Below are 24,237 nucleotides of genomic sequence, written 5' to 3'. Positions count from 1 at the left end.
AAGACCCGGTGCCGCGTGCGCCATTGCGCGCGGCGACCGGTGCCGTTCTCATGCCGTTGCAAGTCGCGAGTGGATTTCCCGCGAAAGAAGGTCGATCGTGTAGTACTCGAACATGTCTTCGGCACGGAGGGACACCCCGAAGGCGGCGCTGAGCCGCAGCGACAGCGCCTGAACGCCCAGCGAATCGAGCCCGATATCCGCGAACGGTTCGTCCCGGTCGATCAACGCATCACTGCCCAGGCCGATCAACTGGGCCAGCACGCGGCCGATTTCGGATTCGACGTCGTTGGCCGGCACGTCATCCGCCCGGGTGCGCTCGCTGGCCTGGCGGCAGAGGTCGACGAGCGCGCGCCGGTCTGCCTTGCCGCTCGTCGCCTGGCGCGGGATCTCCGCGACCGCGACCCAGTCCTTCGGCAGCCAGGCGGCCGGCAGCGCGTGGGCAGCGGTTTCGCTCAGCGTTTGCCTCCACGCGGCGTCGTGGCCGTCGGCCAGAACCACGATGGCGGTCAGCCGGTCGCCGACGACGAGCGCGGTGGCATCGCGCACCATCGGCGAGCGCAGCACCGCGGATTCGATCTCCGCCAGTTCGACGCGCTGGCCGTTGATCTTCACCTGGTCGTCCACGCGCCCCACGCAGTGAACGAGGCCGTCTGCATCGACCCGGCAGATGTCGCCCGTCAGGTAGATGCGCGAGTACACCGGCAGGTCACCGGTCTCGAACAGCGGATTCGCGATGAAGCGCCGCGCCGTTTCCGCGGCGTCGTTCACGTAGCCGTTGGCCAGTGCCGCGCCGCTGATGCAGAGTTCGCCCTCCTCCCCCGGCGTCGTGGGCACGATCACGTCGGTCACGCCGTCCGCCGCGGTTCGACGCAGGTAGAAGCGCGTGTGCGAAACCGGTGCGCCGATCGGCAGCGAATCCCGCGGCGCGTCGTCGAACGGCCATGCGCTCGCCATGATCGTCGCCTCCGTCGGCCCGTACACGTTGTGGACGACCGTGTCGGGCAACAGGCGCCGGGCGCGCTCCGCGAGCGACGGACGGAAGACCTCGCCGCCGACGCAGATCGCCTTCAGGCTCGTGCATTGATCGAAGCCCGGCGTTTGCGTGATGAGGTTGAACATCGTCGGCACGGTGGTGATGTGCGTGGCCGCATGCCGCCGGATCGCGGCCACGATCTCGACGCTGTCGATCCGGTGCGTGCCGCCGAGAAAGCACACCGTCGCGCCGATGGTCAGCGGCGCGAGCAGCTCGTGCATGGATGGGTCGAAACACGGGTTGATGCTTTGCAGCCAGCGATCGTCCTCGCGGAAACCGAGGTAGTCGATGATCCAGCTGAAGTGATTCCACGCGGCGGCATGCGAGACGGCAACGCCCTTCGGCAGCCCGGTGGAACCGGACGTGAAGATGATGTAGAGCGGATCGTGCAGCTCGGCATCCAGTCCGAGATTGTCGGACGACAACTGGCTCGCCCGATTCAACGCCGCATAGACGTCGCTTTGCGGCACGTCGCCGAGCTGCGTCATCGCGCGACCTTCCAGGGCCGTCAGCACGAACGCGATGCGCGCGCGCTGGACCATGTGGCGCATCCGGTCCTCGGGGCACGCGGCGTCGACCGGCACGTAGACGGCCCCGCACTTCAGGATGGCCAGCAACGCGACGAGCCTGACGGGATCGTGATCCGTGCACACGCCGACGGCCTCGCCGGCACGGATGCCGACTTCATCGCGCAGGAAACGCGCCAGCCGGTTCGCGCGCGCGTTCAGCTCACCGTAGGTCACGCGTTCGCGCTCCGAGAGGGCCGCGATTCGATCGGGTGCCGCTGCGGCGCGCTGCTCGAAGGCCAGATGCGGGATGCGGGGTGAATAGATGGATTCAGTCATCGCAGGATTCAGGACGAAGGGATTGAACGATCGAAGCGACACAGGCGACGTGCGGCTCCGAGAGCATTGAAAAGTGATTGCCGGGTACTTCGATGCCCTGCACGCGATGCTGCAGCGCGTGCGCATGCCAGTCGGGCAGCAGCGGCTCGCGCGCGTGCAGGCATGCCACGCGCGCGGCCGGGGCCGCGGCGGTGCGGTGGGACTTCAGCAATGCCAGGCACGTGCGGCGCATGTCGAGCACCTCGCGCAGGCGGGCGGCGGGCATGCGCCGACGCAGGCAGGCGTCGATTTCGCTATCGCTCGGCGATTCGGCGAGGACGCGATCGGCTTCCGCCGGCGGAAACATCGCCTTGAGCAGCGTGACGCGCTCCGTGCGGTCGTCGCTCACACGCTCGCGGGCCGCCAGGGCCAGCGACGGATCCAGACTGACCACGACGCCGAGGCGCTTGCCGCGCTGCTCCAGCAGGGCAGCCATTTCGCGCGCCACCACCGCACCGAACGAGTGACCGCCGATCCAGTGGAAAGGCCGGTCGTCGATCTCGCACAGTGCATCGACATAGCGGTGCGCGAGGTCCTTCAGGTCGGCGGCCTGCGCGAGTTGCGCCGGCACCCCGCGAAACGCCCTGACGATGAACGGCAGCCGCGCGGCCAGCGGCGCGAACGGCACGACGCTGCCGTCGGCGCCGTGAATCAGGGTCAGCACGGCATCGCTTGCATCGCGCGCCGCGCGTCCGGCGATCACGCGCGTGACGTCGACGATCGGATCGACGGCCAGCTGATCGGCGAGCTCGGCTGCGGTGTGACGCCACCTGTCGCCGATGGCGGCCGCGAGCGCCGGCGCGCCGGCAACGCTCACCTGCCATGCGTTCGCCTGCGTCGGGTCGTGCGGCCGCAGCACGATGGGGCCGTGTGCGCCGCCGCGGACCTCGAGCTCCCATTGATCGAGGGCGGCGCCGGCGTCCGCGCCCCCCGCCGCGTCGAGACGATCGGCGACCCGTCGGACCAGCGTGCGGAAAGCACCGGCGATCTCGGGCGATCCGATCGTGATCGCCGGGGGCGCGGCGCCGACGGCCGAGCGTTTGCGGATCGTGATGGTCGCGGCGTTGCCGCCATCGACGCCGCGCACCCCGGCGCGGCACAACGCCGCGAGAAAACCGTAATGGAGCGGCGCTCCGAGAACCTGGGCCAGGCTGGCCCGCAGGCGCGGGGCGATATCGTCCGTCCGCATCATTCTGTATTTACCCGATTTGCAAACCGCACGTTTCTTTGAACATGCAAAAAATATATTAAATATCAAATCACCGTTGCGGAATGTGATTAGACAATCAAAATCCGTTGTCGTGAACCTGCAATATCTGACAGATATCCCTGACACAAACATCAGGTGTCATCGGTGTGAATAAAGCTGTCTGTTCTGACAGCGATCATTTCGAGAAAATAGTCGATACAATCCTCCCCCGCTCCACCCTGATACGTCTTGAAAATCAATTAAATCAACATCGGACCATCGAGAGGTTTTAAATGGAAGTGAAAGCACCTGAGAGCGAATCGGCTCGGTCGATTCGGCAAGAAATCGCGTCGTTCCTGCGCAGCAAAAGCAATCTCCCCGTCACCGCGGAACACGCGACGGAGAAGCTTCTCGCCAAATCACTGGACCTCGACGAAATCTCGCGGCGGCGCGAGGCGTTCTCGACGCATGCGGAGATCGACAGCACCGCGGTGCTTGCGAACTACGAACTTCTGCATGGCGTGAAATACCTGGATCGACTCATAAACTGCGAAAAGCAGCAAATCGATGCAAAATGTATTGTCGCCATCTTCAGAGGGACGGAAATCTGCCTGAATAACATTTCCGTCCTCGCCGACCGGATCGTCGACGACATCAGCCATTCCCGCTTCGGCGACGTGTCGGTCAAGATTTCGTGGATGAATCATTTCAACGATTCCCTGTACCGCTTTTCGCAGTTGCTGGTGCAAACGGATCTCGGGCGCAATGGCGGGGACTTTCTGTCGATCGAGGATTCGTCCACCTATCAGGCGGCCGCGAAAAAAACCGAAGCGATGTACGAAGCGCTGAAATCGGCGCCGGAAGCGGTCGGCGACGTTTCGGAGAAGGACCTCGACGATCCGCAGCGCTTCACGTTCTTTCACACCTTCGTCAATACCAATTACGAAACGATCTGGCTGGCCGTGCTGCGCCACGTTCGGGTGCCGGGCGTGTTTCGCCTCGAGGGCGAGAGCGCCGAGCAGTTCTATCAGCGGGTCGTGCAGAACGACGAGGTGCGCGATGCGGTCACCTGCGTCGACCTCAAGGATCCGACGTACCTGATGCAGTTCCGTGCGTACCACCAGATCAGCGAAGTCCTCGTGGGCCTCGTCAACGACGTGATCGCGGATTCGATTCTGGCGCTCGTGAACGAAGCGAACGAGTCGTTCGAGCATGAGGCGACGTCGCTGGCGCTGTGCAACAAGTTGCTGCAGATCGTCACCGACAACATCAAGCCGATCGTGCGGACGCTGAGTCCGAAGGCTTACTTCGCGATCCGGCCGGCGCTTGGCATCACGAGCGGGTCTCACTCGCACAATCTGCGCAAGGGGCTGTTCCTGACGATCTACCCGCTGCTGGTGCGTTCGCTCCGCCTGCGGCTGATGGCATTCGACGACACTGCCGCGCGCGACGACGACGCCGTGCTCGAGCAGGCGCAACAGGTGCTGCGCCAGAACACGCAACCGGCGCTCGCCGCGATGATTCGTCAGACGGTCTACGTGTACCAGTATGTGCGGACATGGCGTGACGAGCACATCCAGTTCGTCAAGACGCAGATCGGCGTGAGTCCTGAAGACAACACGCCGACGGCCTCGATTTCGGGCGCCGAAAACGCGGCCCAGACCGCGCACAACTTCCGCAACTCGCACATGAACGATCCGATCGGCCCGCTTTACGAGGCGACGCTCGGCAAACGACCGCCCGCCCCGTTCTCGATCGTCCATCCGGGACGTTTTGACGAGCACATGGCGTTCTTCACGGCGAATGCGGTCAAGGCGATGTATGCCGACGTGCAGCAACGCGCGCAGCGCAAGCGCGACCGCGGGGTCCGCACGGGAGGCGCGTCGTGACGACTTTGCCGCTGGTGATGGTGACGGGCGCGAGTTCCGGCATTGGTGCGGCGGTCGCGCGTGCGTTCGCGGCGCTCGGGCATCCGCTGCTGCTGGTGTCGCGGCGGCTGGCCGAGCTGCAGGCGCTCGATTTGCCCAACGCCGCATGCGTCGCGGCGGACGTGACCGACGAGCGTGCGGTGCGGGCCGCGGTGCAGGCCGCCCAGGCGCAGTTCGGCGGTGTCGACTGCCTCGTGAACAGCGCGGGAACGATGCTGCTCGGCGAGCCGCTCGAACAATCGGCCGACGAACTGCGGACCATGCTGGACGTGAACGTCGTCGGGACGATGAACGCGATTCAGAGCGTGCTGCCCGGCATGATCGAGCGGCGGCGAGGCAGCATTTTCAATGTCAGCTCGATCACCGGCCGCCAGGCCTTTCCATTTCATTCGGCGTATTGCGCATCGAAATTCGCGGTGCACGGCATGTCGGCGGCGCTGGGCGCCGATCTCGGCCAGCACAATATCCGCGTGTCGACCATCGCGCCGGGTGTGGTCGACACGCCCCTGCTCGACGCCACCACGTCGGAGTCCGCCAAGACGATGTTTCGCGAATGGATGAGTTCGCTGGCTTCGGTGCTGCATCCCGACGACGTCGCACGCGCGGTGTGCTTCGCCTATGCGCAACCGCAGCACGTCTGCATGAGAGAGATCTTCCTGACGTCCACCGCGCAAACGTCCTGAAGCCAACCCGCTCGCGATTCGTCGTGAGGCGTCGGGCAGACGGATCGGGTGTCGGCTGCCGCAATCGTAAGGGAACTGCCGGCGGAGGGTGCCGGCGGCCCGATCCTGCCAGTCGAAAACCCTCGAAACCCGACTCGATGAACTGCGCCCCGAAGGCCGGATAGCGATCCGGTTTTTGGGGCGCTTTTCGTGGAGCGCTGTCCGCCGGTCGCGGACAGGTGCCCCGCTCGCCTGCCGCCTCGCAAAGACTGTCCATCGGTATCCGGCGGGCGATGTTGACCGCAGCATGCTCGGCTACCGAGACTGACGCGTTTGCCGACTGGTCAGTTTTGAAATGGAAGCACGCTATTGTGATAAGAAAAGTTATCCAGACACCAGCGACGTGTTATCCAACTGCGTGCTCCGCAGCAGACGAATCGGCTCGTCAAATCGTCCGATAATCGGTCGTCTTTGGTGAGGTCGCGCTACGCTTGAACATTCGCGCAGCGCATCGAGGCGCTTGCGCACGACGTCGAGCGCCGATTGGGCGGGCCGCATTTGTTCCCCCGACGCAAGACTGTTGCTCCACGGTGGGTATTCGAGATCGCAACCGGCGCGCCTACAGTTCGCCCATCGGATTCACGGATCCGGTCGGCACCGAAGCCGGGAACCCTTCACCTATCGAGGCAAATCATGAGCGCATCCAGAGTCATCATCGTCACCGGCGCATCGCAAGGCATCGGCGCGGCAACGGTCGACGCATTCCGGGCCCGCGGCCATCGCGTCGTCGCAACGTCACGTTCGATTGGGCCGTCGAACGATCCGGACCTCGTCACCGTCGCGGGCGACATCGGCGACGCGGCCGTCGCACGGCGCGTGGTCGACGCCGCGATCGAACGCTTCGGCCGCGTCGACACGCTCGTCAACAACGCGGGCATCTTCATCGCGAAGCCGTTCACGCAGTACACCGCGGACGACTACGCGCAGATCGCGAACGTCAACCTGAGCGGCTTCTTCCACGTCACGCAGCATGCGATCGCCGCGATGCAGAAACACGGCGGCGGCCACGTGGTCAGCATCACGACGAGCCTGGTCGATCACGCGAACAGCAACGTGCCGTCGGTACTCGCGTCGCTGACGAAAGGCGGATTGAATGCGGCGACGAAGTCGCTCGCGATCGAGTATGCGAAGGCCGGCATTCGCGTGAATGCGGTGTCGCCCGGGATCATCAAGTCGCCGATGCACGCGCCCGAAACCCACGCGACGCTCGCATCGCTGCATCCGGTCGGCCGCATGGGCGAAATGAGCGACATCGTCGATGCGATCCTGTACCTGGATTCGGCGCCGTTCGTCACGGGCGAGATCCTGCATGTCGACGGCGGCCAGAGCGCCGGGCATTGAGGCGCGGCATCGACACCGCGAGCCGGCGCGCTTAGCGCGATGCGCCGGCCCGTTTGGCGCGTTTCTCGGCCGGCTGCTCGGCCGGCGCGCGCGCCAGATGCTCGACGAGAAAGTCGACGAACACGCGCACGCGCGACGATAAAAAGCGCGCATGCGGATACAGCAGCATGAACGGCCGCGACCGGCCGCCGAGGCCGGACAGCACTTCCACGAGCGTGCCGGCCCGCAGATCCTGTTCGACGATGAAGCGATAGGTCTGGAACAGGCCGGCACCGCTGCGCGCAAGCGTCACACCGGCAAGATAGTCGCCCGACGTACCGTAGCTGCCGGTCGTCGCGACGTCGATTCCGTCCGAGCCATCGTCGAACAGCCACGGAATCGTCCGCCCGCTGCTCGGCAGCTCGAACTGGATGCATTCGTGCGCATGCAGGTCATCGACAGCGGTCGGCATGCCCGCGCGCTTCAGGTAGCCGGGCGTCGCGACGATCACGAGTTCGGCATCCTCCAGCTTGCGTGCGATCAGGTTCGAATCGGCCGGCGCGCTGCCGCGGATCGCGAGATCGTAGCCTTCCTCGGCGAAGTCGATGTTGCGGTTGCTCAGGTGGGTGTCGACGCGCACGTCCGGATACCGCTCGCGAAACGCCGGCAACAGCGGCAGCACGCGATAGTGCCCGTACGGTGTCGGCATGCTGATCCGCAGCACGCCGGCGGGCGTCGCCTGCTGGCCGGTCGCCTCGCGCTCCGCGTCGACGAGTTGCGACAGCGCGTCGCGACATTGCTCGAAATAGCGGCGGCCGGAATCGGTCAGGCGGATCTGGCGCGTCGTGCGCACGAACAGCCGCACGCCGAGACGCGCCTCGAGCCGCGCGACCGAGCGGCTGACCGCGGCCGGCGTGACACTCGCCGCGTTGGCCGCCAGCGTGAAGCTGCCGAGTTCGGCGGCGAGGCAGAACAGCTCGATGCTGCCCAGCAGCAGATCGTCGAATTGTCGTTGCATGAGGCGATTCCTGCCGTCTGCGGCGCGTGGCCCGCGATGACGCCGAGTGTGCATGAATCTCGCGGCGGAAACCAGCGGACGCGCACGGCGCGATTCGTTACACCGCGTCGTGAATCAATTGCGCGGCTGACATTTACCGGCTTCGGCCGCTTGACTACAGTGACTCACAGGCCTCACCGATCGCCCGAACCCTTTTCCCGCAAGGAGCACGACATGACCGTCGAACAGAAACTGGCCGACCTCGGCCTCGCGTTACCCGAGCCGCCGAACCCGCTCGGCAGCTATACGGCCGCCAGCGAAGCCGGCAACCTGCTGTTCGTCTCCGGACAACTGCCGCTGGTCGACGGCAAGATTGCCTATACCGGCCGTGTCGGCGAGCAATTGAACGTCGACGACGGCAAGCATGCCGCCCGGCTCGCGGCGCTGAACGTGCTCGCGCAGATTCGCCGGCACCTGGGCGGGTTCGAGCGCCTGCGCAAGATCGTGCGCGTCGAGGGGCACGTGAGTTCGGCCGATGGCTTTTTCGGGCAGCCGGCCGTGATCGACGGCGCGTCGGACCTGTTCGCCGCCGTGCTGGGCGAAAAGTCGGGCCACGCGCGCTCGGCGTTCTCCCAGCGCCAGTTGCCGGCCGATGCGGCCGTGATCCTCGTCGTGATCGCCGAGATCGACCCGGCCTGACCGATCGGCCGCCCTGCCGGCGGCCAGCCATTCCCGGGGCGTTTTCACCTGCCCTGCCCGGATGCGTCGCGCGTCGCATATCGGGGAACGATCACCGGAAAGCCTTCTCTCGCAAGGCTGTACACGTATCCAGATACATTGAAATACAAAATATCGCATGCGATTTAATCGAATGCGCTTGACTGAGTTGGCGGCCTCGACGAAACTCCATCGCATGCGATCGAATCGCATCTGAAACAAACCACCCAACTGACGGAGCAAATGATGAGCAAGATCGAAAAAGTGCTGTACACGGGCAAGACGCATACGACTTCGGGCGGCCGCGACGGCTCGGCGCGCAGTTCCGACGGCCGCCTCGACATCCAGTTGTCGTCGCCGGGCAGCGCCGGCACCGGCACCAACCCCGAGCAGTTGTTCGCGGCCGGCTGGTCGGCCTGCTTCATCGGCGCGATGCAGCTTGCGGCGCGTGCCGCGAAGGTGACGCTGCCGGCCGATCTCGCGGTCGACGCCGAAGTGGATCTCGGCACCGCCGGCAATGCGTACTTCCTGCAGGCCCGGCTGAACGTGAGCGTGCCGGGGCTCGATCGCGACGTCGCGCAGCGCATCGTCGATGCGGCGCACCAGACCTGCCCGTATTCGAAGGCGACGCGCGGCAACATCGACGTCGACATCCGTATCGCTTGAACGATGCATCAGGCGGCCTGGCGCCGCCTTGCCGAATGCCCGATTTCCTTTCTTTCTTTCTGAGGTGAATGATGAATACCCGACTGATCGCCGCCCTTCTCGTCGCAGTTTCGGCCACGGTTGCCGCACCGGCGTTCTCCAGCGAATCCACCGTGACGCGTGCGCAGGTGCGCGCCGAGCTCGCGCAGTTGCAACAGGCCGGCTACCCGCTGAATCGCGCGACCGACGCCACCTATCCGAATGATCTCCAGGCTGCACTCACGCAGATCCATGCCGCCGATGCGGTCGCCAGTAACGAGCAGGCGTCCGGCTACGGAAGCAACGGCGAGGCGGTCACGCAATCGGGCCGCCGGCATGCGGTCAGCGTGGCCGATCGCTCGGTGTATTTCGGTCATTGAGCGCGACGCATCGTCGATACGCGAACCCTGCCTTCCTTCTATTTCTCTTCTGTCGAGGTAAACGATGAAAACCCAATTGATCGCCGCCCTTCTCGTGGCCGTTTCCGCCTCCGCTGCCGCACCGGCGTTCGCCGATGCAGCCGCCGTGTCCCGCGCGCAGGTGCGTGCCGAGCTCGTCCAGCTCGAACAGGCCGGCTATCGGCCGGGCCGCGCGAACGATCCGCACTATCCGGACGATCTGCAGGCCGCACTGACGCGCATTCACGCGAACGACACCGCAGTGGCCGACGCAGCGACGTCCGGTTACGGCAGCGATGCCGCCGCCGCGACGCAGTCGGGCAGCCGGCATGCGGCGCGAATCGCCGAACGCTCGATCTACTTCGGTCATTGAACGACACCGCGAATGGCGCCGGTGGCCGGCGCACGATGCGCAACTACTGAATTCCATTTTCTTGTCGAGGTGAATGATGAAGACCCAACTGATCGCTGCCTTTCTCGTTGCCGTGTCGGCTGCCGTTGCCGCGCCGGCGTTTGCCGGTGACGGCACCGTGACGCGCTCGCAAGTGCGTGCGGAACTGGCCGCGCTGCAGAAGGCCGGCTACCTGCCGAACCGGCCCAACGACCCGAACTATCCGGACAATCTCCAGGCCGCGCTGCGCCGGGTTCACGACACCACTGCAGTCGCGGTCGAGTCGCAGGCGTCCGGTTACGGCAGCGACGCCGGCAGTGCGACGCAGTCGGGCAGCCGCAACGCGGTTCGCACGGCCGAGCGGTCGATCTATTTCGGCCATTGAGCATGGCGCGTCGGAATCGTCGCGCACGGCCGGGTAGTTCGGTTCGGCATGCGAGAAGCGGGAGCGCGCGAGCATGGCGCGCTCCTCGCCGGACGTCGACGAAATGCAGTGAGGCAGGTCGACGCGCACCGCGTGCTTGCGTTGGTCCGGGATTCGGGAGTGCGCGTACCGATGCGGCTCCCGACGTTCATGGCCCGTGATTGGCGAAGAAGAATCGGCAACCGTGGCAGGCCGATCGGCAACCGGCACCCGAGCGCGTTCACGATGACGCACTTCCCTCTGTCAATGGCTGCACGACGCTCGAGTCGAGTGATGGCGCAGTATCGACGCCGCGCAAACTAGTTGCCTCCGCAACCGCATCGAGCAGCGGCCGCGCCCCGGGCCACTGACGCTCGGCCGCATCGATCCGGCGTTCGAAGCGATACACGATGGCCGGCGGGATGTTCATCCACGCGACGCCAACCCGGACAGCACGAATGCGCATGGCCTCCAGGTAGCGCGCCGGAATCGGGCAACGCGGCACATACGTGAACTGGTAGAACGCACCATCGGCAGCCAGGTGGCGCGCGAACGTGTAATGTACGATCGAGACGGCCTGTTCGACCGGCATCGCGACGAGCGGCAACCCGCTCACGACAGCATCCGCACGCGCCCCGCCGAAGAAGTCGCCCGTGACGCCGAGCTGCGCGGCATTCATCTGCATGACTCTCAACGCGGGGAACTGACGCCGCAGCGCGTTCGCGAATGCGGGATCGGCTTCCACCAGCACCAGCCGGTCACTCGTGACGCCGCGCGCGAGCAATGCCCGCGTGAACACGCCGGTGCCCGCACCGAGCTCGATCACGGTGGCGCCATCGCGCGGGATCTCGGCGGTGATCAGCGCGGCGAGCGCGGGGCCGGACGGCGCGAGTGCGCCGACGCGGCGCGGATTGCGCAACCAGGTACGCAGGAACAGCATCCAGTCAGGGATTCGCATCGACGGGCTCCAGTCGGGATCGATCGGTCAACGGCAGGTCCGGCTAGGCGGCCGCTTGCGCCGCCAGATAGCCCGCGGTGATGAACAGCGTGTTCCACAGCGCGATACCGGCCGCGGCACCGGACGCGAACCGCGCGAAGCTCGTTTCCAGCAAGCCGGCGAGCGCCGGTGCGACGAGTCGCACGAACGGCACCAGTTGCGACCAGAGCGCGAGCCGCGTGGGCCGCGCGCGGATGCCGTCGATCAGCGCGTCCATGCGTGCGGGCGGCAGCCTGCCCATGGGCGCGACGCGGCGCAGCAGGGCCAGCACGCTCTCTTCCGGCCACAGGTTGCCGAGCGCGTAATGCAACAGGCAGCCGGCGAAGCTGCCGAGCGCCGTGACGACGATCGCTTCCGGCAATGTCCAGGCGCCTTGCGCGCTGGCGACGCCGATCAGCGTGAGGAGCACGTGGGACGGCAGCACGGGGATCAGCCGTTCGATCAGCGACAGGCCGACGAGGCAGGCGAAGCTGTTGGCGCCGGCCACGCTGAGCGCGAGGCCGAACGGGACGAGCGTGGCGAGCTGGTTCATCGCGCCGCTCCCGCGCAGCGGGCGTGCAATGCGCACAACGCACGCGGCCTTCCGTGCCAGAATGGCCCGCACCGACGCGGCGCGCAGGTGGAGCCTCGTGCGGCATTGCATTGCAACAACGGAATTGAAGGACGTGACACGGTCATCGCGAGCCTCTCGAGAAAACGCCAGATGCATTGCACCGGCAATGCGGCGAATGGCACGCATCGTGACCGCCAGGCTTTAAGAAGTTTTTAATCGCGGTCGGTCAGGCTGGCGACCTCGACATTCGAGGAGCGAAACCGATGGATATCCTGCTGGTGGAAGACGATGCCATGCTGGCCGACGCCGTTTGCGCGGGCCTCAGGCAGAACGGCTGGCGCGCGGACTGGTCGGCCGACGTGCCGGCCGCGCGGCTCGCGCTCGTGGGCCACCACTACGACGCGGTGCTGCTCGACCTGCAACTGCCGGGCGCGTCCGGTTTCACGCTGCTCGCCGCGATGCGCGCGAACTACGACCCGACGCCGGTATTGATCGTGACCGCGCGCGATCAACTGAGCGACCGGATCCGCGGCCTCGACGCCGGCGCCGACGACTATCTCGTGAAGCCGTTCCAGCTCGACGAACTCTACGCACGGCTGCGCGCGCTGACGCGCCGCAGCCAGGGCCGCGTGTCGGAACGCCTGGTCTACCGCGACGTGCACGTCGACCCGGCGCGCAAGGAAGTCACGCGCGCCGGCGAACCCGTTGCGCTCAGCATCCACGAGTACCGCACGCTGCTCGCGCTGATGGAGCGGCAAGGCCGCGTCGTCACCCGGACGCAACTCGAAGCGCGCGTGTACGGCAACGACAGCGAAATCGAAAGCAACACGATCGCGGTGTACATCCATCAACTTCGGCGCAAGCTCGGCGACGAGCTGATCGTGACGGTGCACGGCTTCGGCTATCGCGTCGGGGAGCGCCCGGCATGAAGTCGCTACGCATGCGCCTGCTCGCGACCGTGATGGCGGCGGTCGTCGTGTTCTGGGCGAGCTGGGGGGCGTTTCTCGGCATCGGCCTGTGGCGTGAGCAGCGCGGCTGGCGCGACGGCATGCTCGAGAGTGCCGCGCAACTGCTGCTCCTCGCATTGCCGGATACGATCAATGGCCTGCCCGCGGTGAACGCGCAGGCGGTCGTACCGAAAACGGCGTATGGCAAATACGACGTCGCGTTCCAGGTCTGGGTCGATGGCCGCAACGTGATGCACAGCGCGGATGCGCCGGGGCCGGCCCTCAAGTCCGACCTGCGGGACGGATACGGCGTGAGCACCGGGCGTGGCGTCGCGCACGACGAGACCTGGCGGGTGTACTCGCTGTCGGATCCGGCGGGCCGGATTCACGTTCAGACAGGCGGGCCGGCCACGACCTGGCAGGAGAAGGCGAACAATGCGCTGCAGCTCGGCCTGTTCAATACGGCGGTGATGCTCGGGATGCTGGGCGTCGTGATCTGGTGGGTGATCCGCTGGTCGTTCGGGCCGGTGCGCGACGTCCAGCAGGCGATCCAGCGCAAGGCCGCGTTCGATTTCTCGCCGTTGCCGCTGGCGACGCTGCCGCGGGAGCTCCGCCCGCTCGTCGAATCGTTCAATCGCCTGCTCGCGCGGCTGAGTCAGGCCGTCGACACCGAGCGCCGTTTCATCGGCGACGCGGCGCACGAGTTGCGCACGCCGCTCGCGGCGTTGTCGGCCCAGGCGGAAGTGGCGTTGCAGGCGGACAACCTGGCGGACAAGAACGCGGCACTACGCAGGCTGGCAACAGGCGTCGAACGCAGCGCGCGGCTATCCGGGCAATTGCTCGAACTGGCGCGGCTGGACGCGGGGACACGTGCCGACCAGCACGGGCCGGTCGACCTGTCGCGGCTCGTTGCGCTGATCGCGAGCGACTTCGACGTGGCCGCCCGTGCGCGCCGACAGACGATGCGGATCGCGGTCGAACCGGCGCGCGTCTGGGGCGACCTGGACGAGATCGCCATTGCGGTGCGCAACCTGATCGACAACGCGCTGCGTTACGGCCGTGACGGCGGGCGGGTCGAGATTGGGAGCGACGTCCCCGCCGATGCGGACGGCGCTCGGGTCAGGCTGCGGATCGCGGACGACGGGCCCGGTGTGCCGGTCGGCGAGCGGGAGCGGATCTTCGAACGCTTCTACCGGGTACCGGGGACGGTGCAGCCGGGCAGCGGCATTGGCCTGTCGCTGGTCGCGCGAATCGCCGAATCGCATGGCGGATCGGTCGAGGTGACGGCCGGGATCGGGGGGAACGGGCTGGCGGTGATCCTGTCGTTCCCGATATGGGTGGATCCGGAGCGCTGGCAGCGCTAGTCCGGGCTCCGGCAGGACGTGCTGCGCCGCGACGGCGACGCGATCGACGTTGCCGCGCCCTGCCCGCCCGATCCCGGTCTATGCTGTGCGATCGAAACCTTCAGACGAGGAGCAGCCGATGTCCGATGCAACGACCGGAACCGCGCCAGGCCGTGCGCACCCGCTCGACCGTGTGGTGTGGAACGCGCTGACGGGCAGGCAGCGCCGCTTTGCGGTCGGCCACGACCGTGCATGGCGGTTTCCGGCGGCCGTCGCGCCGTTTGCCGCGATCGAGGATACGAGCGCGGCATCCTTCGACGCGTTGCGCGCGCTGATCGCCGCTCACGGACCGGCGGCACTGGTCACGCCGGACGAGATCGAGCCGCCGGCGGGATGGTCGGTGATCCGGCGCGCGAATCTGTTGCAGATGGTCTGGCAGCGGACGCTCGACCCGGCGCCTGAATCGGGTTACGTCACGCTCGGCGAAGCCGATGTGCCGGACATGCTCGCGCTGACGACGGCCGCGCAGCCCGGCCCGTTCGGCCCGCGCACGTTCGAACTCGGCCATTACATCGGCATTCGCAGTGAAGGCCGGCTGGCCGCGATGGCCGGCGAGCGGATGCGGGTCGACGGGTATACGGAGATCAGCGCCGTCTGCGTGGATGCCGCGTTCCGGCGGCAAGGGCTGGCGGCGCGGCTGATGCGGGCGTTGATTGCGGAGATCGACGCGCGCGCGGATACGCCTTTCCTGCACGTCCTCACGTCGAACCAGGTGGCGATCGAGCGCTATCTCGCACTCGGTTTCGCCGTCCGCCGCGAGATGAACCTGCTGGTGCTGGGCGACGGGCACGCATGACGACGCGGCCGGCACGCGGGTCGTGCCTGCCGCGGCATGACCAGGCGTTTATTCGTCGGTCGACCGGATCAGGTTGCCGCGCAGCGTGACGATCGCCTTCTGCATCTTCGCGAATTCGTCCGGCTTCAAGCCGGTGGCTTCGACCAGGTTCATGTCGAGCCCCTTCTCGCGCACGCGGCGGCCGCTCTTCGTCAGGCTGACGAGCACCTGGCGTTCGTCCGACGGATCGCGGTGCCGCTCCAGATAGCCCATCGCCTCGAGCTTCTTCAGGATCGGCGTCAGCGTATTGGATTCAAGGAACAGCTTCTCGCCGAGCTGGCCGACCGTCTGGTTGTCCTGCTCCCACAGCGCGATGATCGTGATGTATTGCGTATACGTGAGGCCGAGCGCTTCGAGGATCGGCTTGTAGGCCTTGCCGAATGCGAGGTTCGTCGAGTAGATCGCAAAGCACAGGAACTCGGACAGCTTCGGATCGGTGTCGGATGGGGTTTCGGTCGGTTTCATGAACGTCCTCCCGCGACGCGAACGGCCGCAGATGGACGCATTATATATCGCGTGCGATCTTATCGGAAGCATGATAATCGGTCTCGATGAATCGGCGCGCCGTCAGCCCGCCCTGCGGCGCTTGCCGGTCTGGATGCGGCTGACCGACAACAGCGTGCATTGCACCGGATGCGCGATTTCGGTCGCGAGCCCGCCCGCGGCAAACAGCAGGATCATCAGCCAGCGTTTCATGCGTCCTCCACGACCGAGAGGCTCGCGCCGTTGGCGACCGTTGCATCGAGCGCATACGGGTCGACGCCGTCGAGGCAGCCGAGATTGACGCGCCAGCAGGCGGGGTTCATGCGCGTTTGATGGAACGGATAGATGCCGCAATGGCTGCAGAAATAGTGGCGGGCCGTGCGTGTGTTGAACTGGTAGCACGTCAGCGCGCCCTCGCCTTCGACGATCGTCAGTTCGCTGGCCGCGAACATCGGGCTCATCAATGCGCCGCGCCGGCGGCACAGGCTGCAGTTGCAGCGCGTCGCCGGCGTCACGGCCGTTCGGACTTCGAATTTGACGGCCCCGCAATGGCAGGACCCTTTGAACCAGGTTGCGGACATGGTGCACTCCCGAAGAGGTCATGCCTGCTTTATAGCGGACGCCCGAAGCTGCGTTGTATCGCGATGTATCCGCGGTTCGTGCAGATACAGAACATTGCAAATCGGCGGCGGGCGGCGACAAATCGGCGCGGCGATCAGGGTGCGTTCACCGAGCGCCCGCATGTGGCTGCGGCCCGTTGCCCGCGAATCGTGCGCTCAATCCAGCGTGTGCTGCAGCCGCTCGATCGCCGCCCGCGTTTCGCGTTCGAGCGCGGCGAACAGCTCGGCCGCCGGCAGCGACCGCACGAGCGGCGCCGCCTGCCCGGCCCACTGCGCGCCGTAGCCGAATTCACCCTTTGCCTTCGCGGCCGCGTGCAGCGCCTTGCCGGCGTCGTACGCGATCGGATAGGCGGGAGTCACCGGCGCGTGCGGGTCGTCGCCGAGCGCGGTCAGCCGGTTCGCGAGGCCGCGTGCGATCCGGCCCGAGATCGCGGCGGTGAACGTCGTGTGGCGTGCCGCGTCGCCCAGCAGCGCGCGGCGATAGCCGTCGTCGATCGACGTCTCCGGGCACGCGACGAACGCGGTGCCGAGCTGGGCGGCCTGCGCGCCGAGCGCGAGCGCGGCGGCGATGCCCTCGCCGTCCATGATGCCGCCGGCGGCGATCACCGGCAGCGCGCATTCGCGCACGATCAGGCGCGTGAGTGCGAACGTGCCGAGGCGATCGTCATGCGCGGTCGAATCGAACACGCCGCGGTGCCCGCCCGCCTCGATCCCCTGCGCGACGATCGCGTCGATGCCGGCGGCGGCGATCTGGCGCGCTTCGTCGAGATGCGTCGCGGACGCGAACAGCGTGACGCCCGCGCGCTTCAGCGCGGCGATCACCTCCGCGGACGGCAGCCCGAAATGGAAGCTGACGACGGCCGGTTTTTCTTCGACGAGCAGCGCCTGCATGGCTTCGTCCGCGACGAAGCTCGTATAGATCTCCGACAGCGTGGCGGGCGGCGTCGCGCCGTATTCGCGGAACACCGGCGCGAGCCAGTCGAGCCACGCGCGTTCGACGGCCGCGTCGGCGTGCGCCGGCTGGTGGCAGAACACGTTGATGTTGAACGGCCGGTCGGTGAGCGCGCGCGTGTCGCGGATCATCTTGCGGGCGCCGTCGGCGTTCGTCGCGCCCACGCCGAGCGAGCCGAGCCCGCCCGCATTCGACACGGCGGCCGCCAGCGCCGGCGTGCTGACGCCGGCCATCGGCGCCTGGATGATCGGGGCGCGCATGCCGAGCGTGCGCAACAGCGTCCGGTTGTCGGTCGATTGATTCATGTCGCTCCTCTCCTGCAGGATTCGTCGTCGAAATGCGTCGGCCGGATACGGGCCGACGCGCGTGTGTCGGGTTCGGATCGGTGCGCGTTCGTCGTGCGTTGCACGCGACCGGTCACGTGAGCGTCATGTTGGAAACGACGGGTCGCCGTGCGGTGCGGCGGTATCTGCCATGCTGGCGATGGTGCACGTTGTCTCTGCTTTTCGGCGCGACACCGGCCACTGCGCTCATCCTACGCCAGCCCGCGCTCCGCCGGCCAGCCGCTATCGGCCGCGCGCCCAGTGCGCGAGTCCCGCGCAGGCCGCCAGCAGCGCGCCCGTCGCGAAGAACACCGAATGCAGCCCGAGCGCGACGCCGATCTGCCCGCCGATCACCGGGCCGACCACCTGCCCGCTGAACTGCGCGGACTGCAGGTAGCCGAGCATCTGCCCGGTCGCGCGCTCGTCGACCGATTGCCGCACGAGCTTGCCGATCGACGGCAGCAACCCCGCGAGCGACATGCCCATCAGCCCGCGCAGCGCGGCAAGCTGCCACCAGTGCGTGACGAACGCCTGCGGCACCATCGCGAGCGCGGTCAGCAACAGGCAGCCGATGATCACGTTCCAGCTGCCGATCCGGTCGGCCAGCGCGCCGAGCCGTGCGGCGGTCAGCATGCTGCCGAGCGCCGAACACGCCATCACGACGCCGGCGACACGCGCGAGGTGGTCGCCGCCCACGCCGAGGCCGCCGATATACACGGTGATGATCGGTTCGATCGACATGTTCGCGAGCAGCACCATCATCGCCGTCACCAGCAGCGCGGCGACCGCTGCACGATTCGTGCGGTGCGGCATGCCGGCCGCGGCGCGCGAGGTGCGCGTGCCGGCATCGGTGCCGGCATGGAAGTCTTCCTTCACGACGAAGATCGTCAGCAGCGCGGCGACGGCGATCATCGCGCCACCGGCGAAGAACGTGCCGCGAATGCCGAGCCATCCCGGCAGCAACCCGCCGACGAGCGGCCCGACCAGATTACCCGCGAGGGCACCGGTCGACAGGATGCCGAGCGCCCAGCCCGCGTGTTCGCGCGGCGCCTGCGTGCCGACCATCACCGTCGACGCCGACGCGTAGCCGCCGACGAGCCCCGCGAGCAGCCGCAGCGCGACGAGTTCGACGACGTTGTGCGCGACGCCGATCAACGACATCACGATCGCCATGCCGATCGCGGCACGCACGAGCATCGGCTTGCGGCCGAAGCGGTCCGCGAGGCGGCCCCACAGCGGCGCGGTGACGGCCGTGCCGAGAAACGTCGCGCCGAACGCGACGCCCGACCACTGGATCACGGCCGACTGCGTCTCGACGCCGAGTTGCCGCACGTACAGCGGCAGGAACGGCAGCAGCATGCTCAGGCTGACGAGCGTCGTGAACGAGCCGAACACGCAGACGGCGAGATTGCGTCGCCAGTAGCGCGTGTTGCGTTCGGCGTAGCTGGCGGCGGGTCGCTCGGCCCGTGCCGTGGCGGGGGCATGCGAGATCGTGCTCATTGCGCGCTCCCCGTCGAGGCCGGCTGTGCGGGAAGCCCCTGCGTGACGAAGATGGCCGACGACGGCGCGAATGCGAAACCGGCCCTGCCGACGCCGGTGAGCACGTGGTGTGTCAGTCCGCACGCGCGGGCGCGAGGCTGAACGGGAAGCGCTTGATGCATGTCGACCTCCATTCGCTGAACGGGCGCCATGCGCGACCGTTGGTTGAAGGAAGTCTAGATTGAGCCGATTATCGAGTGAATCCCCGTCACACGAAAGCCATTCTTCCGCATCCCGGTTCAATCGCCGTCGGTAATGGCCGCCAGCCGCGCGAAGTGCTCACGCAGGCGCGGCGCCGCGAAATCGACGAATGCGCGCACCTTCGGCACCGCAAGGCGTCCGTAAGGCGTGACGAGATGGATGGGCAGCGGCGCGTGCTCGCTGTCGCTCAGCACGATGCGCAGCGTGCCGTCCCGCACCGGTTCGGCGACGTGATACGAAAAGAGTCGCGTGACGCCGTGCCCGGCGACGGCCGACGCGACCGCGCCGCGGATCGTGTTGATGATGAAGCGCGGCGCGAACTGGACGACCTGCGGCAGCGCCGACGGCGTGGACGGCGGGAAGCTCCACGAGTCGAGGCCGAAATGCGTCATCGAGATGATCCGGTGCTGCGCGAGATCGGCCGGCGTTTCGATTGCCGGATGCTTCGCCAGGTAATCGGGCGACGCCACGACGACCCGCCGTACCGCGCCGACCGGAATCGCGACCAGCGTCGAATCGGACAGGTGCGCGATCCGCAGCGCGACGTCCATTCCTTCGTCGATCAGGCTGACGGGACGGTCGAGCAACTGCAGCCGGATCGACACGGCCGGATGGCGTTCGATGAATTCGTCGAGGAGCGCGCGCAGCACGTCTTCACCCGCGGCGACGGGTGCGGTGACCGTCAACAGGCCGCGCGGCGCCGAACGTTCGTCGGCGACCAGCATGTCGGCTTCCTCGAGATCGGACAGGATGCGGCGGCACGCGGCCGCGTAGCGTTCGCCGGCCTCGCTGAGCCGGATCGTGCGCGTCGTGCGGTACAGCAGCGCGGTGCCCGTGTGTGCTTCCAGGAACGCGATCGCGCGGCTGACCGCCGCCGGCGACCGGCCGAGCTTCCGGCCCGCGCCCGCGAGGCTGCCCTCGTCCAGCGTGGCGACGAACACCTTCATCGCATCGATTCGATCCATGGCGTGTCAGCAGGCGCGAGCGGTCGTGGAGTGGGCGGTGGGCAAGCGAGCGTGCAGTCTACCGCACGCGGGTGACGCGCTTTGCCCGGGGGATACTGCGCTTGCCGTTTTGGCCCTACAATGCGCAGGCGAAGAAACCGCATGATCGGCCGTCAGGGTGCCGCGTTCATCGAACGCAGCGTCCGACATTCAAGCGGTTCCGCTGAATAACCAACAACATCCAACAGCACACATGAAAAGAAGAACATTTCTCGCGCTGCCCGCCGTGGCAGCGTCCGGCATGCTTGTCGGCTGCGCCGATTTCGGTCCCGTCACCAAGGCGTGGATGAAGGATTCGGAATACGACGAAACCTTGTCGACGTTCCTGATCACCGCGGACGGCAAGCAGCTCGTCGTGCTCGGCAAGAAATATCACTACATCTTCGAGATGCCGCCGAGCCTTGGAACGGTGCTCAACGCGCCCTATCGCCCCAAGATCCACACGGCGTTCAACGGTTTCGAGGCGCACGGCGACGAGATCACCGGTCGATACACGATGAGGCTGGAGGACTCGGATGCGCCGACCGGCTCCGACGTGCGCGAGCGCGCGCTCGCGGACGGTTTCAAGCAGGAACGTGGCGACCTGACGTCAAAAGGCGCGATCAGCGGCAAGCGCTATCTGCCGAACGACGTCACGCCTTCGTCGGTCCCGCAGGCGTTCAATCGGCCGTACGAGGTTACGGTGACGGACAAGCTGACGGCTGTCGGCCGCGGCGCCAAGCTGGCGTTGTCGCCGATCGCGATGGCAGCCGATGGCGCGTTGGGCCTGCTCGGCCTCGCGCTGTTCCCGATCGCGCTCACCACATTCATCATCGTGGCGAGTTGAGGCCGGAATTCACGATGAACTCACCTGCCGGACACCTGTTCCGGATCGGCTGCGAGCTTGCGCGACGCAGCAGAATGCATCGCTGAAATGAAACGAGCCGGTACGCCGCGGTGAATTGCGGCGTACCGTCTCGTGTCGTGACGTCGCCGCATCAGACTTCATACCGCACCGCATGCGCTTCGGTCGGCAGCGGCAGATCCCAGCGCAGCAGCATCGCCTCGAGCGCGCGGTTCGTCAGCGACGTGTCACGCCGCGCATTGCGACGCAACAGTTCCGCGCGCGGCTGTTCGAGGTAGACGAGCGTCACGTCGGCGTTGTACGCAAACAGCAGGTCGAGGGTCTTCTTGCGCATCAGCGGCGACAGGTTCGTCGCGTTCCACACGAACGGCTGTTGCGCGCGCAACAGTGCCTTCGCGGCGTCGACCGCATGGTGCGCGACCGCGCCCTCGTTCTGCCCATGACGCAGCCCCAATGCATCGCGCGCATCGTCGAACGACACGACCGGCCGATCCGGATGATGCCGCGCCACCCACGTGTTCTTGCCCGACGCGGGCAGCCCTGACATCACGACGACCTGCGCGCCCGGTGTGCGAAACAGCGGATAGTCGGGATGCACGTCCGCGCCGCGAAAGTAGCTGAGCGCCGTGTGCGCATCGGCGAATCCACGCGGCTGGCCGTAGCAGCCCTCTTCCCGCGCCAGTTCGCGCAACAGTTCGATGTTGTCGAGCACGCGCTGCGTGTCGTCGCAGATGCGCCCGCGGATATCGGCTTCGGCAAGCAGGCACAGCAGCGGCAGGCTGACCTGCCACGACAGCTCGCGCGCGATGAACTCCGGTGTGCCGCGGCGCGACCCGCTCATCGCGAAGAACGGCACCTGGTGCACGGCGATCATCCGGCAGATTGCCTCGCGCACCGCGAACGGCACGCCGGCATCCCACAGTGCAATCCGCGCATCGATCGCACCCTTGCGCGAGTGGCCGGGATGGCCGATCGCACCGGTAACGGGATCGACGACCGTCGTGCCGTGCTTCGCGATGTCGTGCAGCAGCGCGGCCAGGAACACGATCTCCTGGTCGCCACGCGACGCGGCCTGGTACTCGGGCAGCGCGAGCAGCGCATCGATCACCATCATCGTATGCGTCCACACGTCGCCTTCGCCGTGGTGCGCAGGCTCCTGCGGGGTCGTTTTCGCGTGTTCGAGCGTGGGAAATGCCGCGAGACACGCGTGATAGTCCGGCCGCCGGCCGGGTGCGGGCACGAGTGCCTGCAATTGTTCGTACTTCATGATCAAGACTCCTCTCGAAATGGCGCTCGGCCGTTCCGCGTTCACGGGTTCGGGCGCGCGGCGGGGATCGATGCCCACGTGACCGTCGGGCGCGGCGCATACAGGTCGACACCCGGCGCGAGCAGGTTCGGGATGAACGGCTGCTCCGAGTGATGGCGCGCCGATTCGAGAATGGCCTGCACGAAATCGTGGCGCACCCACTTCAAGCGCGCGATCGTCGTGTCGTCCGTCTCGACCTTCACGTAGAGCCCTTCGGAGCGCTCCGACTTGTCGCACTGCTGCCATGCACGCGCGAGGTCGAGCCCCTGCCGCCGCACCGTTTCCTCGAAGGCGCGACGCCAGCCCGGCGTCTTCGCGAGCGACGGGCCGAGCATGGCCTTCAGGTCCGCGAGTCGCGCCGGCGCGATGCCTTCGTACAGCACGGGCACCGACAGCACGGGCCCATCGGCGAGCAGCGCGCGACGCGCGGGTGTCGACAGGAAACGGCCCATTGAGCGATCGAACACGTCGAACTCGAAAAAGTGATGCGGCAGCGCGTCGTAGAACACCGCGTGCTTCTTGCTCATCGTCTCGCCGTACATCACGTAGCGATCGCCGAGGCGGTCGAGCAGCCAGCCCGCATGGGCGGCGGCCCAGGTCTTCACGAACCCGAACTGCCGCTCGCGGCCGCCGCCGGCCAGATAGTGGCCGCGCGACTGCAGCAGCAGTTCGCCCGCGGGGCTGAAGCTGATGCCCGTGTTCGCGCCGTCGAGCTTTTCCTCGACGACGAGATGGGCGCCCGCGAGGGTGCGATAGGGAACGTGGTCGTGACCTTCGTCGCCGTCCTGCAGGCGCGAGCCTTCGAGGTGCGGCGTGCGCGGGTAGCGGGCGAGGTCGAGCGATTGCGCGTAGGCGCGAAAATCCAGCGTCATGGTCTTTCTCCGGAAACATCAGAAAAAGCCGACGACGTGAACGAACGATGGGTGTGCGTTGCGGTGTCAGTGCGTGTCCGGGCGCGGCCCTGCGATCACGGTTCCGGCGCCGCGAGGCAGACGGGAACGGGCAGGACGACGCGCGGCCGGGACGGCAGTCGTCGGCGTATCAGGCGAAGGGACGAATGTTTGCGGGCACTTGGATCACCGATTCGATGAGGGTTCAGGGATGAAGCAGGCGGATGCTACGAAACGGCATGTGCGCTGTCAAGCGTGGTCGAGTACGGCCGTCGCGGTTGTCGGCGTGCGTCGAATGCTTGCTGCGGCGTGCCACGCGCGCCATCGACATGGGAATGGTCCGGATTCCTATTTGTGTGTTTTTCGCCACATCGAACCGTGGTTCAATGGGCAACGCTGCGCTCCCCGCTTGTTGCGCGCGTCGCATGCATGCTAGAGTCGCCGCCATTCCGATCAACCCCTCACTCGCAAGGAGAAAAAATCATGACGTCACGCCAGCACTCCTCCCGTCGCGGGTCGTAGTTCGGGTTTTTCGCGTCCGTTCGTCTCATCGTTCACGCCAAGCAGCACCCCGTATCGCCGTCACGGCGATGAGCCGGGTCGTTCCGATCCGGTCGTGCCGCCCTCTTCCCGACTTCCGATGTCGGGCAGCGCCTGTGTGCGCTGCCTGCACC

Annotated in this window: 26 protein-coding genes; 12 read left to right on the top strand and 14 right to left on the bottom strand. The window is 66.8% G+C overall.

Going from position 1 to position 24,237, the window contains the following annotated elements; all coding sequences use genetic code 11:
• Positions 1 to 48: 48 nt before the first annotated feature.
• The 3 genes from CFB43_RS09590 to CFB43_RS37610 form a co-directional block, all read right to left on the bottom strand.
• Entirely contained in the window at positions 49 to 1,878 is a 1,830-nt protein-coding gene (locus CFB43_RS09590) for an amino acid adenylation domain-containing protein (protein ID WP_179254813.1), read from the bottom strand.
• Positions 1,871 to 3,109, bottom strand: a complete 1,239-nt coding sequence (locus CFB43_RS09585) for a thioesterase domain-containing protein (protein WP_179254812.1) — start codon at positions 3,107 to 3,109, stop codon at positions 1,871 to 1,873. Before CFB43_RS09585 ends, CFB43_RS09590 begins: the two co-directional genes overlap by 8 nt.
• A 416-nt stretch (positions 3,110 to 3,525) precedes the next feature.
• Positions 3,526 to 3,768, bottom strand: a complete 243-nt coding sequence (locus CFB43_RS37610) for a hypothetical protein (RefSeq protein ID WP_144023049.1) — start codon at positions 3,766 to 3,768, stop codon at positions 3,526 to 3,528.
• Positions 3,769 to 3,804: 36 nt separating this feature from the next.
• Between CFB43_RS37610 and CFB43_RS09580 the strand changes: the two genes are divergently transcribed.
• The 3 genes from CFB43_RS09580 to CFB43_RS09570 all read left to right on the top strand — a co-directional run bounded on the left by CFB43_RS09580 (position 3,805) and on the right by CFB43_RS09570 (position 7,097).
• On the top strand, positions 3,805 to 4,995 hold the full coding sequence (locus tag CFB43_RS09580) for a hypothetical protein (RefSeq protein WP_144023048.1): 1,191 nt from the start codon (positions 3,805 to 3,807) through the stop codon (positions 4,993 to 4,995).
• Complete coding sequence (locus tag CFB43_RS09575; RefSeq protein ID WP_206137296.1) at positions 4,992 to 5,717, top strand: SDR family oxidoreductase; 726 nt, start codon at positions 4,992 to 4,994, stop codon at positions 5,715 to 5,717. The genes CFB43_RS09580 and CFB43_RS09575 overlap by 4 nt, the downstream gene beginning before the upstream one ends.
• Positions 5,718 to 6,389: 672 nt before the next feature.
• Complete coding sequence (locus CFB43_RS09570; RefSeq protein WP_089494897.1) at positions 6,390 to 7,097, top strand: SDR family NAD(P)-dependent oxidoreductase; 708 nt, start codon at positions 6,390 to 6,392, stop codon at positions 7,095 to 7,097.
• Positions 7,098 to 7,128: 31 nt separating this feature from the next.
• Here CFB43_RS09570 and CFB43_RS09565 read toward each other — a convergent pair whose 3' ends face one another.
• The gene (locus tag CFB43_RS09565; RefSeq protein WP_089494896.1) at positions 7,129 to 8,094 is read right to left on the bottom strand and encodes a LysR family transcriptional regulator; all 966 of its coding nucleotides are present in this window, start codon (positions 8,092 to 8,094) and stop codon (positions 7,129 to 7,131) included.
• Positions 8,095 to 8,307: 213 nt separating this feature from the next.
• Here CFB43_RS09565 and CFB43_RS09560 point away from each other — a divergent pair, with 213 nt between their 5' ends.
• The 5 genes from CFB43_RS09560 (at position 8,308) to CFB43_RS09540 (ending at position 10,648) form a co-directional block, all read left to right on the top strand.
• Positions 8,308 to 8,772: a RidA family protein gene (locus CFB43_RS09560; protein ID WP_089494895.1), complete on the top strand. Its 465-nt coding sequence runs from the start codon at positions 8,308 to 8,310 to the stop codon at positions 8,770 to 8,772.
• 264 nt (positions 8,773 to 9,036) lie between these two features.
• On the top strand, positions 9,037 to 9,456 hold the full coding sequence (locus CFB43_RS09555) for an organic hydroperoxide resistance protein (protein ID WP_089440138.1): 420 nt from the start codon (positions 9,037 to 9,039) through the stop codon (positions 9,454 to 9,456).
• A 71-nt stretch (positions 9,457 to 9,527) separates the two neighbouring features.
• The gene (locus tag CFB43_RS09550; protein WP_089495292.1) at positions 9,528 to 9,854 is read left to right on the top strand and encodes a DUF4148 domain-containing protein; all 327 of its coding nucleotides are present in this window, start codon (positions 9,528 to 9,530) and stop codon (positions 9,852 to 9,854) included.
• 64 nt (positions 9,855 to 9,918) lie between these two features.
• Complete coding sequence (locus tag CFB43_RS09545) at positions 9,919 to 10,245, top strand: DUF4148 domain-containing protein (RefSeq protein WP_089494894.1); 327 nt, start codon at positions 9,919 to 9,921, stop codon at positions 10,243 to 10,245.
• 73 nt (positions 10,246 to 10,318) lie between these two features.
• Entirely contained in the window at positions 10,319 to 10,648 is a 330-nt protein-coding gene (locus tag CFB43_RS09540) for a DUF4148 domain-containing protein (protein ID WP_089494893.1), read from the top strand.
• Positions 10,649 to 10,907: 259 nt separating this feature from the next.
• Here the strand turns inward: CFB43_RS09540 and CFB43_RS09535 are convergent, their stop codons facing one another.
• Together CFB43_RS09535 and CFB43_RS09530 are read right to left on the bottom strand one after the other, a co-directional pair.
• Positions 10,908 to 11,624, bottom strand: coding sequence for a class I SAM-dependent methyltransferase (locus tag CFB43_RS09535; protein WP_089494892.1), 717 nt, complete (start codon positions 11,622 to 11,624; stop codon positions 10,908 to 10,910).
• 43 nt (positions 11,625 to 11,667) lie between these two features.
• A complete protein-coding gene (locus tag CFB43_RS09530; RefSeq protein ID WP_089495291.1) occupies positions 11,668 to 12,195 on the bottom strand; it encodes a DedA family protein in 528 nt (175 codons plus the stop codon).
• A 284-nt stretch (positions 12,196 to 12,479) separates the two neighbouring features.
• On the opposite strand from CFB43_RS09530, the gene CFB43_RS09525 reads away from it, so the two are divergent.
• The 3 genes from CFB43_RS09525 (at position 12,480) to CFB43_RS09515 (ending at position 15,362) form a co-directional block, all read left to right on the top strand.
• Positions 12,480 to 13,145: a response regulator transcription factor gene (locus CFB43_RS09525; protein ID WP_089494891.1), complete on the top strand. Its 666-nt coding sequence runs from the start codon at positions 12,480 to 12,482 to the stop codon at positions 13,143 to 13,145.
• Positions 13,142 to 14,527 carry an ATP-binding protein gene (locus tag CFB43_RS09520; protein ID WP_089494890.1) on the top strand — a complete coding sequence of 462 codons (1,386 nt, stop codon included), beginning with the start codon at positions 13,142 to 13,144 and terminating at the stop codon, positions 14,525 to 14,527. The genes CFB43_RS09525 and CFB43_RS09520 overlap by 4 nt, the downstream gene beginning before the upstream one ends.
• Positions 14,528 to 14,645: 118 nt before the next feature.
• Positions 14,646 to 15,362 carry a GNAT family N-acetyltransferase gene (locus CFB43_RS09515; RefSeq protein WP_089494889.1) on the top strand — a complete coding sequence of 239 codons (717 nt, stop codon included), beginning with the start codon at positions 14,646 to 14,648 and terminating at the stop codon, positions 15,360 to 15,362.
• Positions 15,363 to 15,410: 48 nt separating this feature from the next.
• On the opposite strand, the gene CFB43_RS09510 is transcribed toward CFB43_RS09515, so the two are convergent.
• The 6 genes from CFB43_RS09510 to CFB43_RS09490 form a co-directional block, all read right to left on the bottom strand.
• Positions 15,411 to 15,866, bottom strand: coding sequence for a MarR family winged helix-turn-helix transcriptional regulator (locus CFB43_RS09510; RefSeq protein WP_089494888.1), 456 nt, complete (start codon positions 15,864 to 15,866; stop codon positions 15,411 to 15,413).
• A 102-nt stretch (positions 15,867 to 15,968) separates the two neighbouring features.
• Positions 15,969 to 16,097: a hypothetical protein gene (locus CFB43_RS38785; protein ID WP_256989958.1), complete on the bottom strand. Its 129-nt coding sequence runs from the start codon at positions 16,095 to 16,097 to the stop codon at positions 15,969 to 15,971.
• Positions 16,094 to 16,465, bottom strand: a complete 372-nt coding sequence (locus CFB43_RS09505) for a GFA family protein (protein ID WP_089494887.1) — start codon at positions 16,463 to 16,465, stop codon at positions 16,094 to 16,096. The genes CFB43_RS38785 and CFB43_RS09505 overlap by 4 nt, the downstream gene beginning before the upstream one ends.
• A gap of 195 nt (positions 16,466 to 16,660) precedes the next feature.
• Positions 16,661 to 17,761, bottom strand: a complete 1,101-nt coding sequence (locus CFB43_RS09500; RefSeq protein WP_089494886.1) for an NAD(P)H-dependent flavin oxidoreductase — start codon at positions 17,759 to 17,761, stop codon at positions 16,661 to 16,663.
• A gap of 261 nt (positions 17,762 to 18,022) precedes the next feature.
• The gene (locus tag CFB43_RS09495; RefSeq protein ID WP_089494885.1) at positions 18,023 to 19,279 is read right to left on the bottom strand and encodes an MFS transporter; all 1,257 of its coding nucleotides are present in this window, start codon (positions 19,277 to 19,279) and stop codon (positions 18,023 to 18,025) included.
• Between the two features lie 278 nt (positions 19,280 to 19,557).
• Positions 19,558 to 20,484 (bottom strand): LysR family transcriptional regulator, encoded by a 927-nt coding sequence (locus CFB43_RS09490; protein ID WP_089440128.1) that lies wholly within the window; start codon positions 20,482 to 20,484, stop codon positions 19,558 to 19,560.
• A 157-nt stretch (positions 20,485 to 20,641) separates the two neighbouring features.
• On the opposite strand from CFB43_RS09490, the gene CFB43_RS09485 reads away from it, so the two are divergent.
• Positions 20,642 to 21,349, top strand: coding sequence for a 5-formyltetrahydrofolate cyclo-ligase (locus CFB43_RS09485; RefSeq protein ID WP_226208100.1), 708 nt, complete (start codon positions 20,642 to 20,644; stop codon positions 21,347 to 21,349).
• A gap of 151 nt (positions 21,350 to 21,500) precedes the next feature.
• On the opposite strand, the gene CFB43_RS09480 is transcribed toward CFB43_RS09485, so the two are convergent.
• Together CFB43_RS09480 and CFB43_RS09475 are read right to left on the bottom strand one after the other, a co-directional pair.
• Positions 21,501 to 22,634, bottom strand: coding sequence for an AAA family ATPase (locus CFB43_RS09480; protein ID WP_089494883.1), 1,134 nt, complete (start codon positions 22,632 to 22,634; stop codon positions 21,501 to 21,503).
• Positions 22,635 to 22,675: 41 nt separating this feature from the next.
• Positions 22,676 to 23,545 carry an RNA ligase family protein gene (locus CFB43_RS09475; protein ID WP_089494882.1) on the bottom strand — a complete coding sequence of 290 codons (870 nt, stop codon included), beginning with the start codon at positions 23,543 to 23,545 and terminating at the stop codon, positions 22,676 to 22,678.
• Positions 23,546 to 24,237 lie beyond the last annotated feature (692 nt).

It is taken from the genome of Burkholderia sp. AU15512 (assembly GCF_002223325.1).
GTDB lineage: Bacteria > Pseudomonadota > Gammaproteobacteria > Burkholderiales > Burkholderiaceae > Burkholderia.
Note: the sequence above shows the minus strand (reverse complement) of the source record. Positions and strands in the feature narration are given on the sequence as shown.

Excerpts from the sequence above, each read along its gene's own strand:
- CFB43_RS09490 (WP_089440128.1), bottom strand. The coding sequence starts at position 20,484 with ATGGATCGAATCGATGCGATGAAGGTGTTCGTCGCCACGCTGGACGAG.
- CFB43_RS09550 (WP_089495292.1), top strand. The coding sequence starts at position 9,528 with ATGAATACCCGACTGATCGCCGCCCTTCTCGTCGCAGTTTCGGCCACG.
- CFB43_RS09515 (WP_089494889.1), top strand. The coding sequence starts at position 14,646 with ATGTCCGATGCAACGACCGGAACCGCGCCAGGCCGTGCGCACCCGCTC.
- CFB43_RS09525 (WP_089494891.1), top strand. The coding sequence starts at position 12,480 with ATGGATATCCTGCTGGTGGAAGACGATGCCATGCTGGCCGACGCCGTT.
- CFB43_RS09495 (WP_089494885.1), bottom strand. The coding sequence starts at position 19,279 with ATGAGCACGATCTCGCATGCCCCCGCCACGGCACGGGCCGAGCGACCC.
- CFB43_RS09510 (WP_089494888.1), bottom strand. The coding sequence starts at position 15,866 with ATGAAACCGACCGAAACCCCATCCGACACCGATCCGAAGCTGTCCGAG.
- CFB43_RS09560 (WP_089494895.1), top strand. The coding sequence starts at position 8,308 with ATGACCGTCGAACAGAAACTGGCCGACCTCGGCCTCGCGTTACCCGAG.
- CFB43_RS37610 (WP_144023049.1), bottom strand. The coding sequence starts at position 3,768 with ATGGCTGATGTCGTCGACGATCCGGTCGGCGAGGACGGAAATGTTATT.
- CFB43_RS09555 (WP_089440138.1), top strand. The coding sequence starts at position 9,037 with ATGAGCAAGATCGAAAAAGTGCTGTACACGGGCAAGACGCATACGACT.
- CFB43_RS09590 (WP_179254813.1), bottom strand. The coding sequence starts at position 1,878 with ATGACTGAATCCATCTATTCACCCCGCATCCCGCATCTGGCCTTCGAG.
- CFB43_RS09505 (WP_089494887.1), bottom strand. The coding sequence starts at position 16,465 with ATGTCCGCAACCTGGTTCAAAGGGTCCTGCCATTGCGGGGCCGTCAAA.
- CFB43_RS09570 (WP_089494897.1), top strand. The coding sequence starts at position 6,390 with ATGAGCGCATCCAGAGTCATCATCGTCACCGGCGCATCGCAAGGCATC.
- CFB43_RS09545 (WP_089494894.1), top strand. The coding sequence starts at position 9,919 with ATGAAAACCCAATTGATCGCCGCCCTTCTCGTGGCCGTTTCCGCCTCC.
- CFB43_RS09530 (WP_089495291.1), bottom strand. The coding sequence starts at position 12,195 with ATGAACCAGCTCGCCACGCTCGTCCCGTTCGGCCTCGCGCTCAGCGTG.
- CFB43_RS09500 (WP_089494886.1), bottom strand. The coding sequence starts at position 17,761 with ATGAATCAATCGACCGACAACCGGACGCTGTTGCGCACGCTCGGCATG.
- CFB43_RS09580 (WP_144023048.1), top strand. The coding sequence starts at position 3,805 with ATGAATCATTTCAACGATTCCCTGTACCGCTTTTCGCAGTTGCTGGTG.
- CFB43_RS09565 (WP_089494896.1), bottom strand. The coding sequence starts at position 8,094 with ATGCAACGACAATTCGACGATCTGCTGCTGGGCAGCATCGAGCTGTTC.
- CFB43_RS38785 (WP_256989958.1), bottom strand. The coding sequence starts at position 16,097 with ATGAAACGCTGGCTGATGATCCTGCTGTTTGCCGCGGGCGGGCTCGCG.
- CFB43_RS09520 (WP_089494890.1), top strand. The coding sequence starts at position 13,142 with ATGAAGTCGCTACGCATGCGCCTGCTCGCGACCGTGATGGCGGCGGTC.
- CFB43_RS09480 (WP_089494883.1), bottom strand. The coding sequence starts at position 22,634 with ATGAAGTACGAACAATTGCAGGCACTCGTGCCCGCACCCGGCCGGCGG.
- CFB43_RS09475 (WP_089494882.1), bottom strand. The coding sequence starts at position 23,545 with ATGACGCTGGATTTTCGCGCCTACGCGCAATCGCTCGACCTCGCCCGC.
- CFB43_RS09535 (WP_089494892.1), bottom strand. The coding sequence starts at position 11,624 with ATGCGAATCCCTGACTGGATGCTGTTCCTGCGTACCTGGTTGCGCAAT.
- CFB43_RS09540 (WP_089494893.1), top strand. The coding sequence starts at position 10,319 with ATGATGAAGACCCAACTGATCGCTGCCTTTCTCGTTGCCGTGTCGGCT.
- CFB43_RS09585 (WP_179254812.1), bottom strand. The coding sequence starts at position 3,109 with ATGATGCGGACGGACGATATCGCCCCGCGCCTGCGGGCCAGCCTGGCC.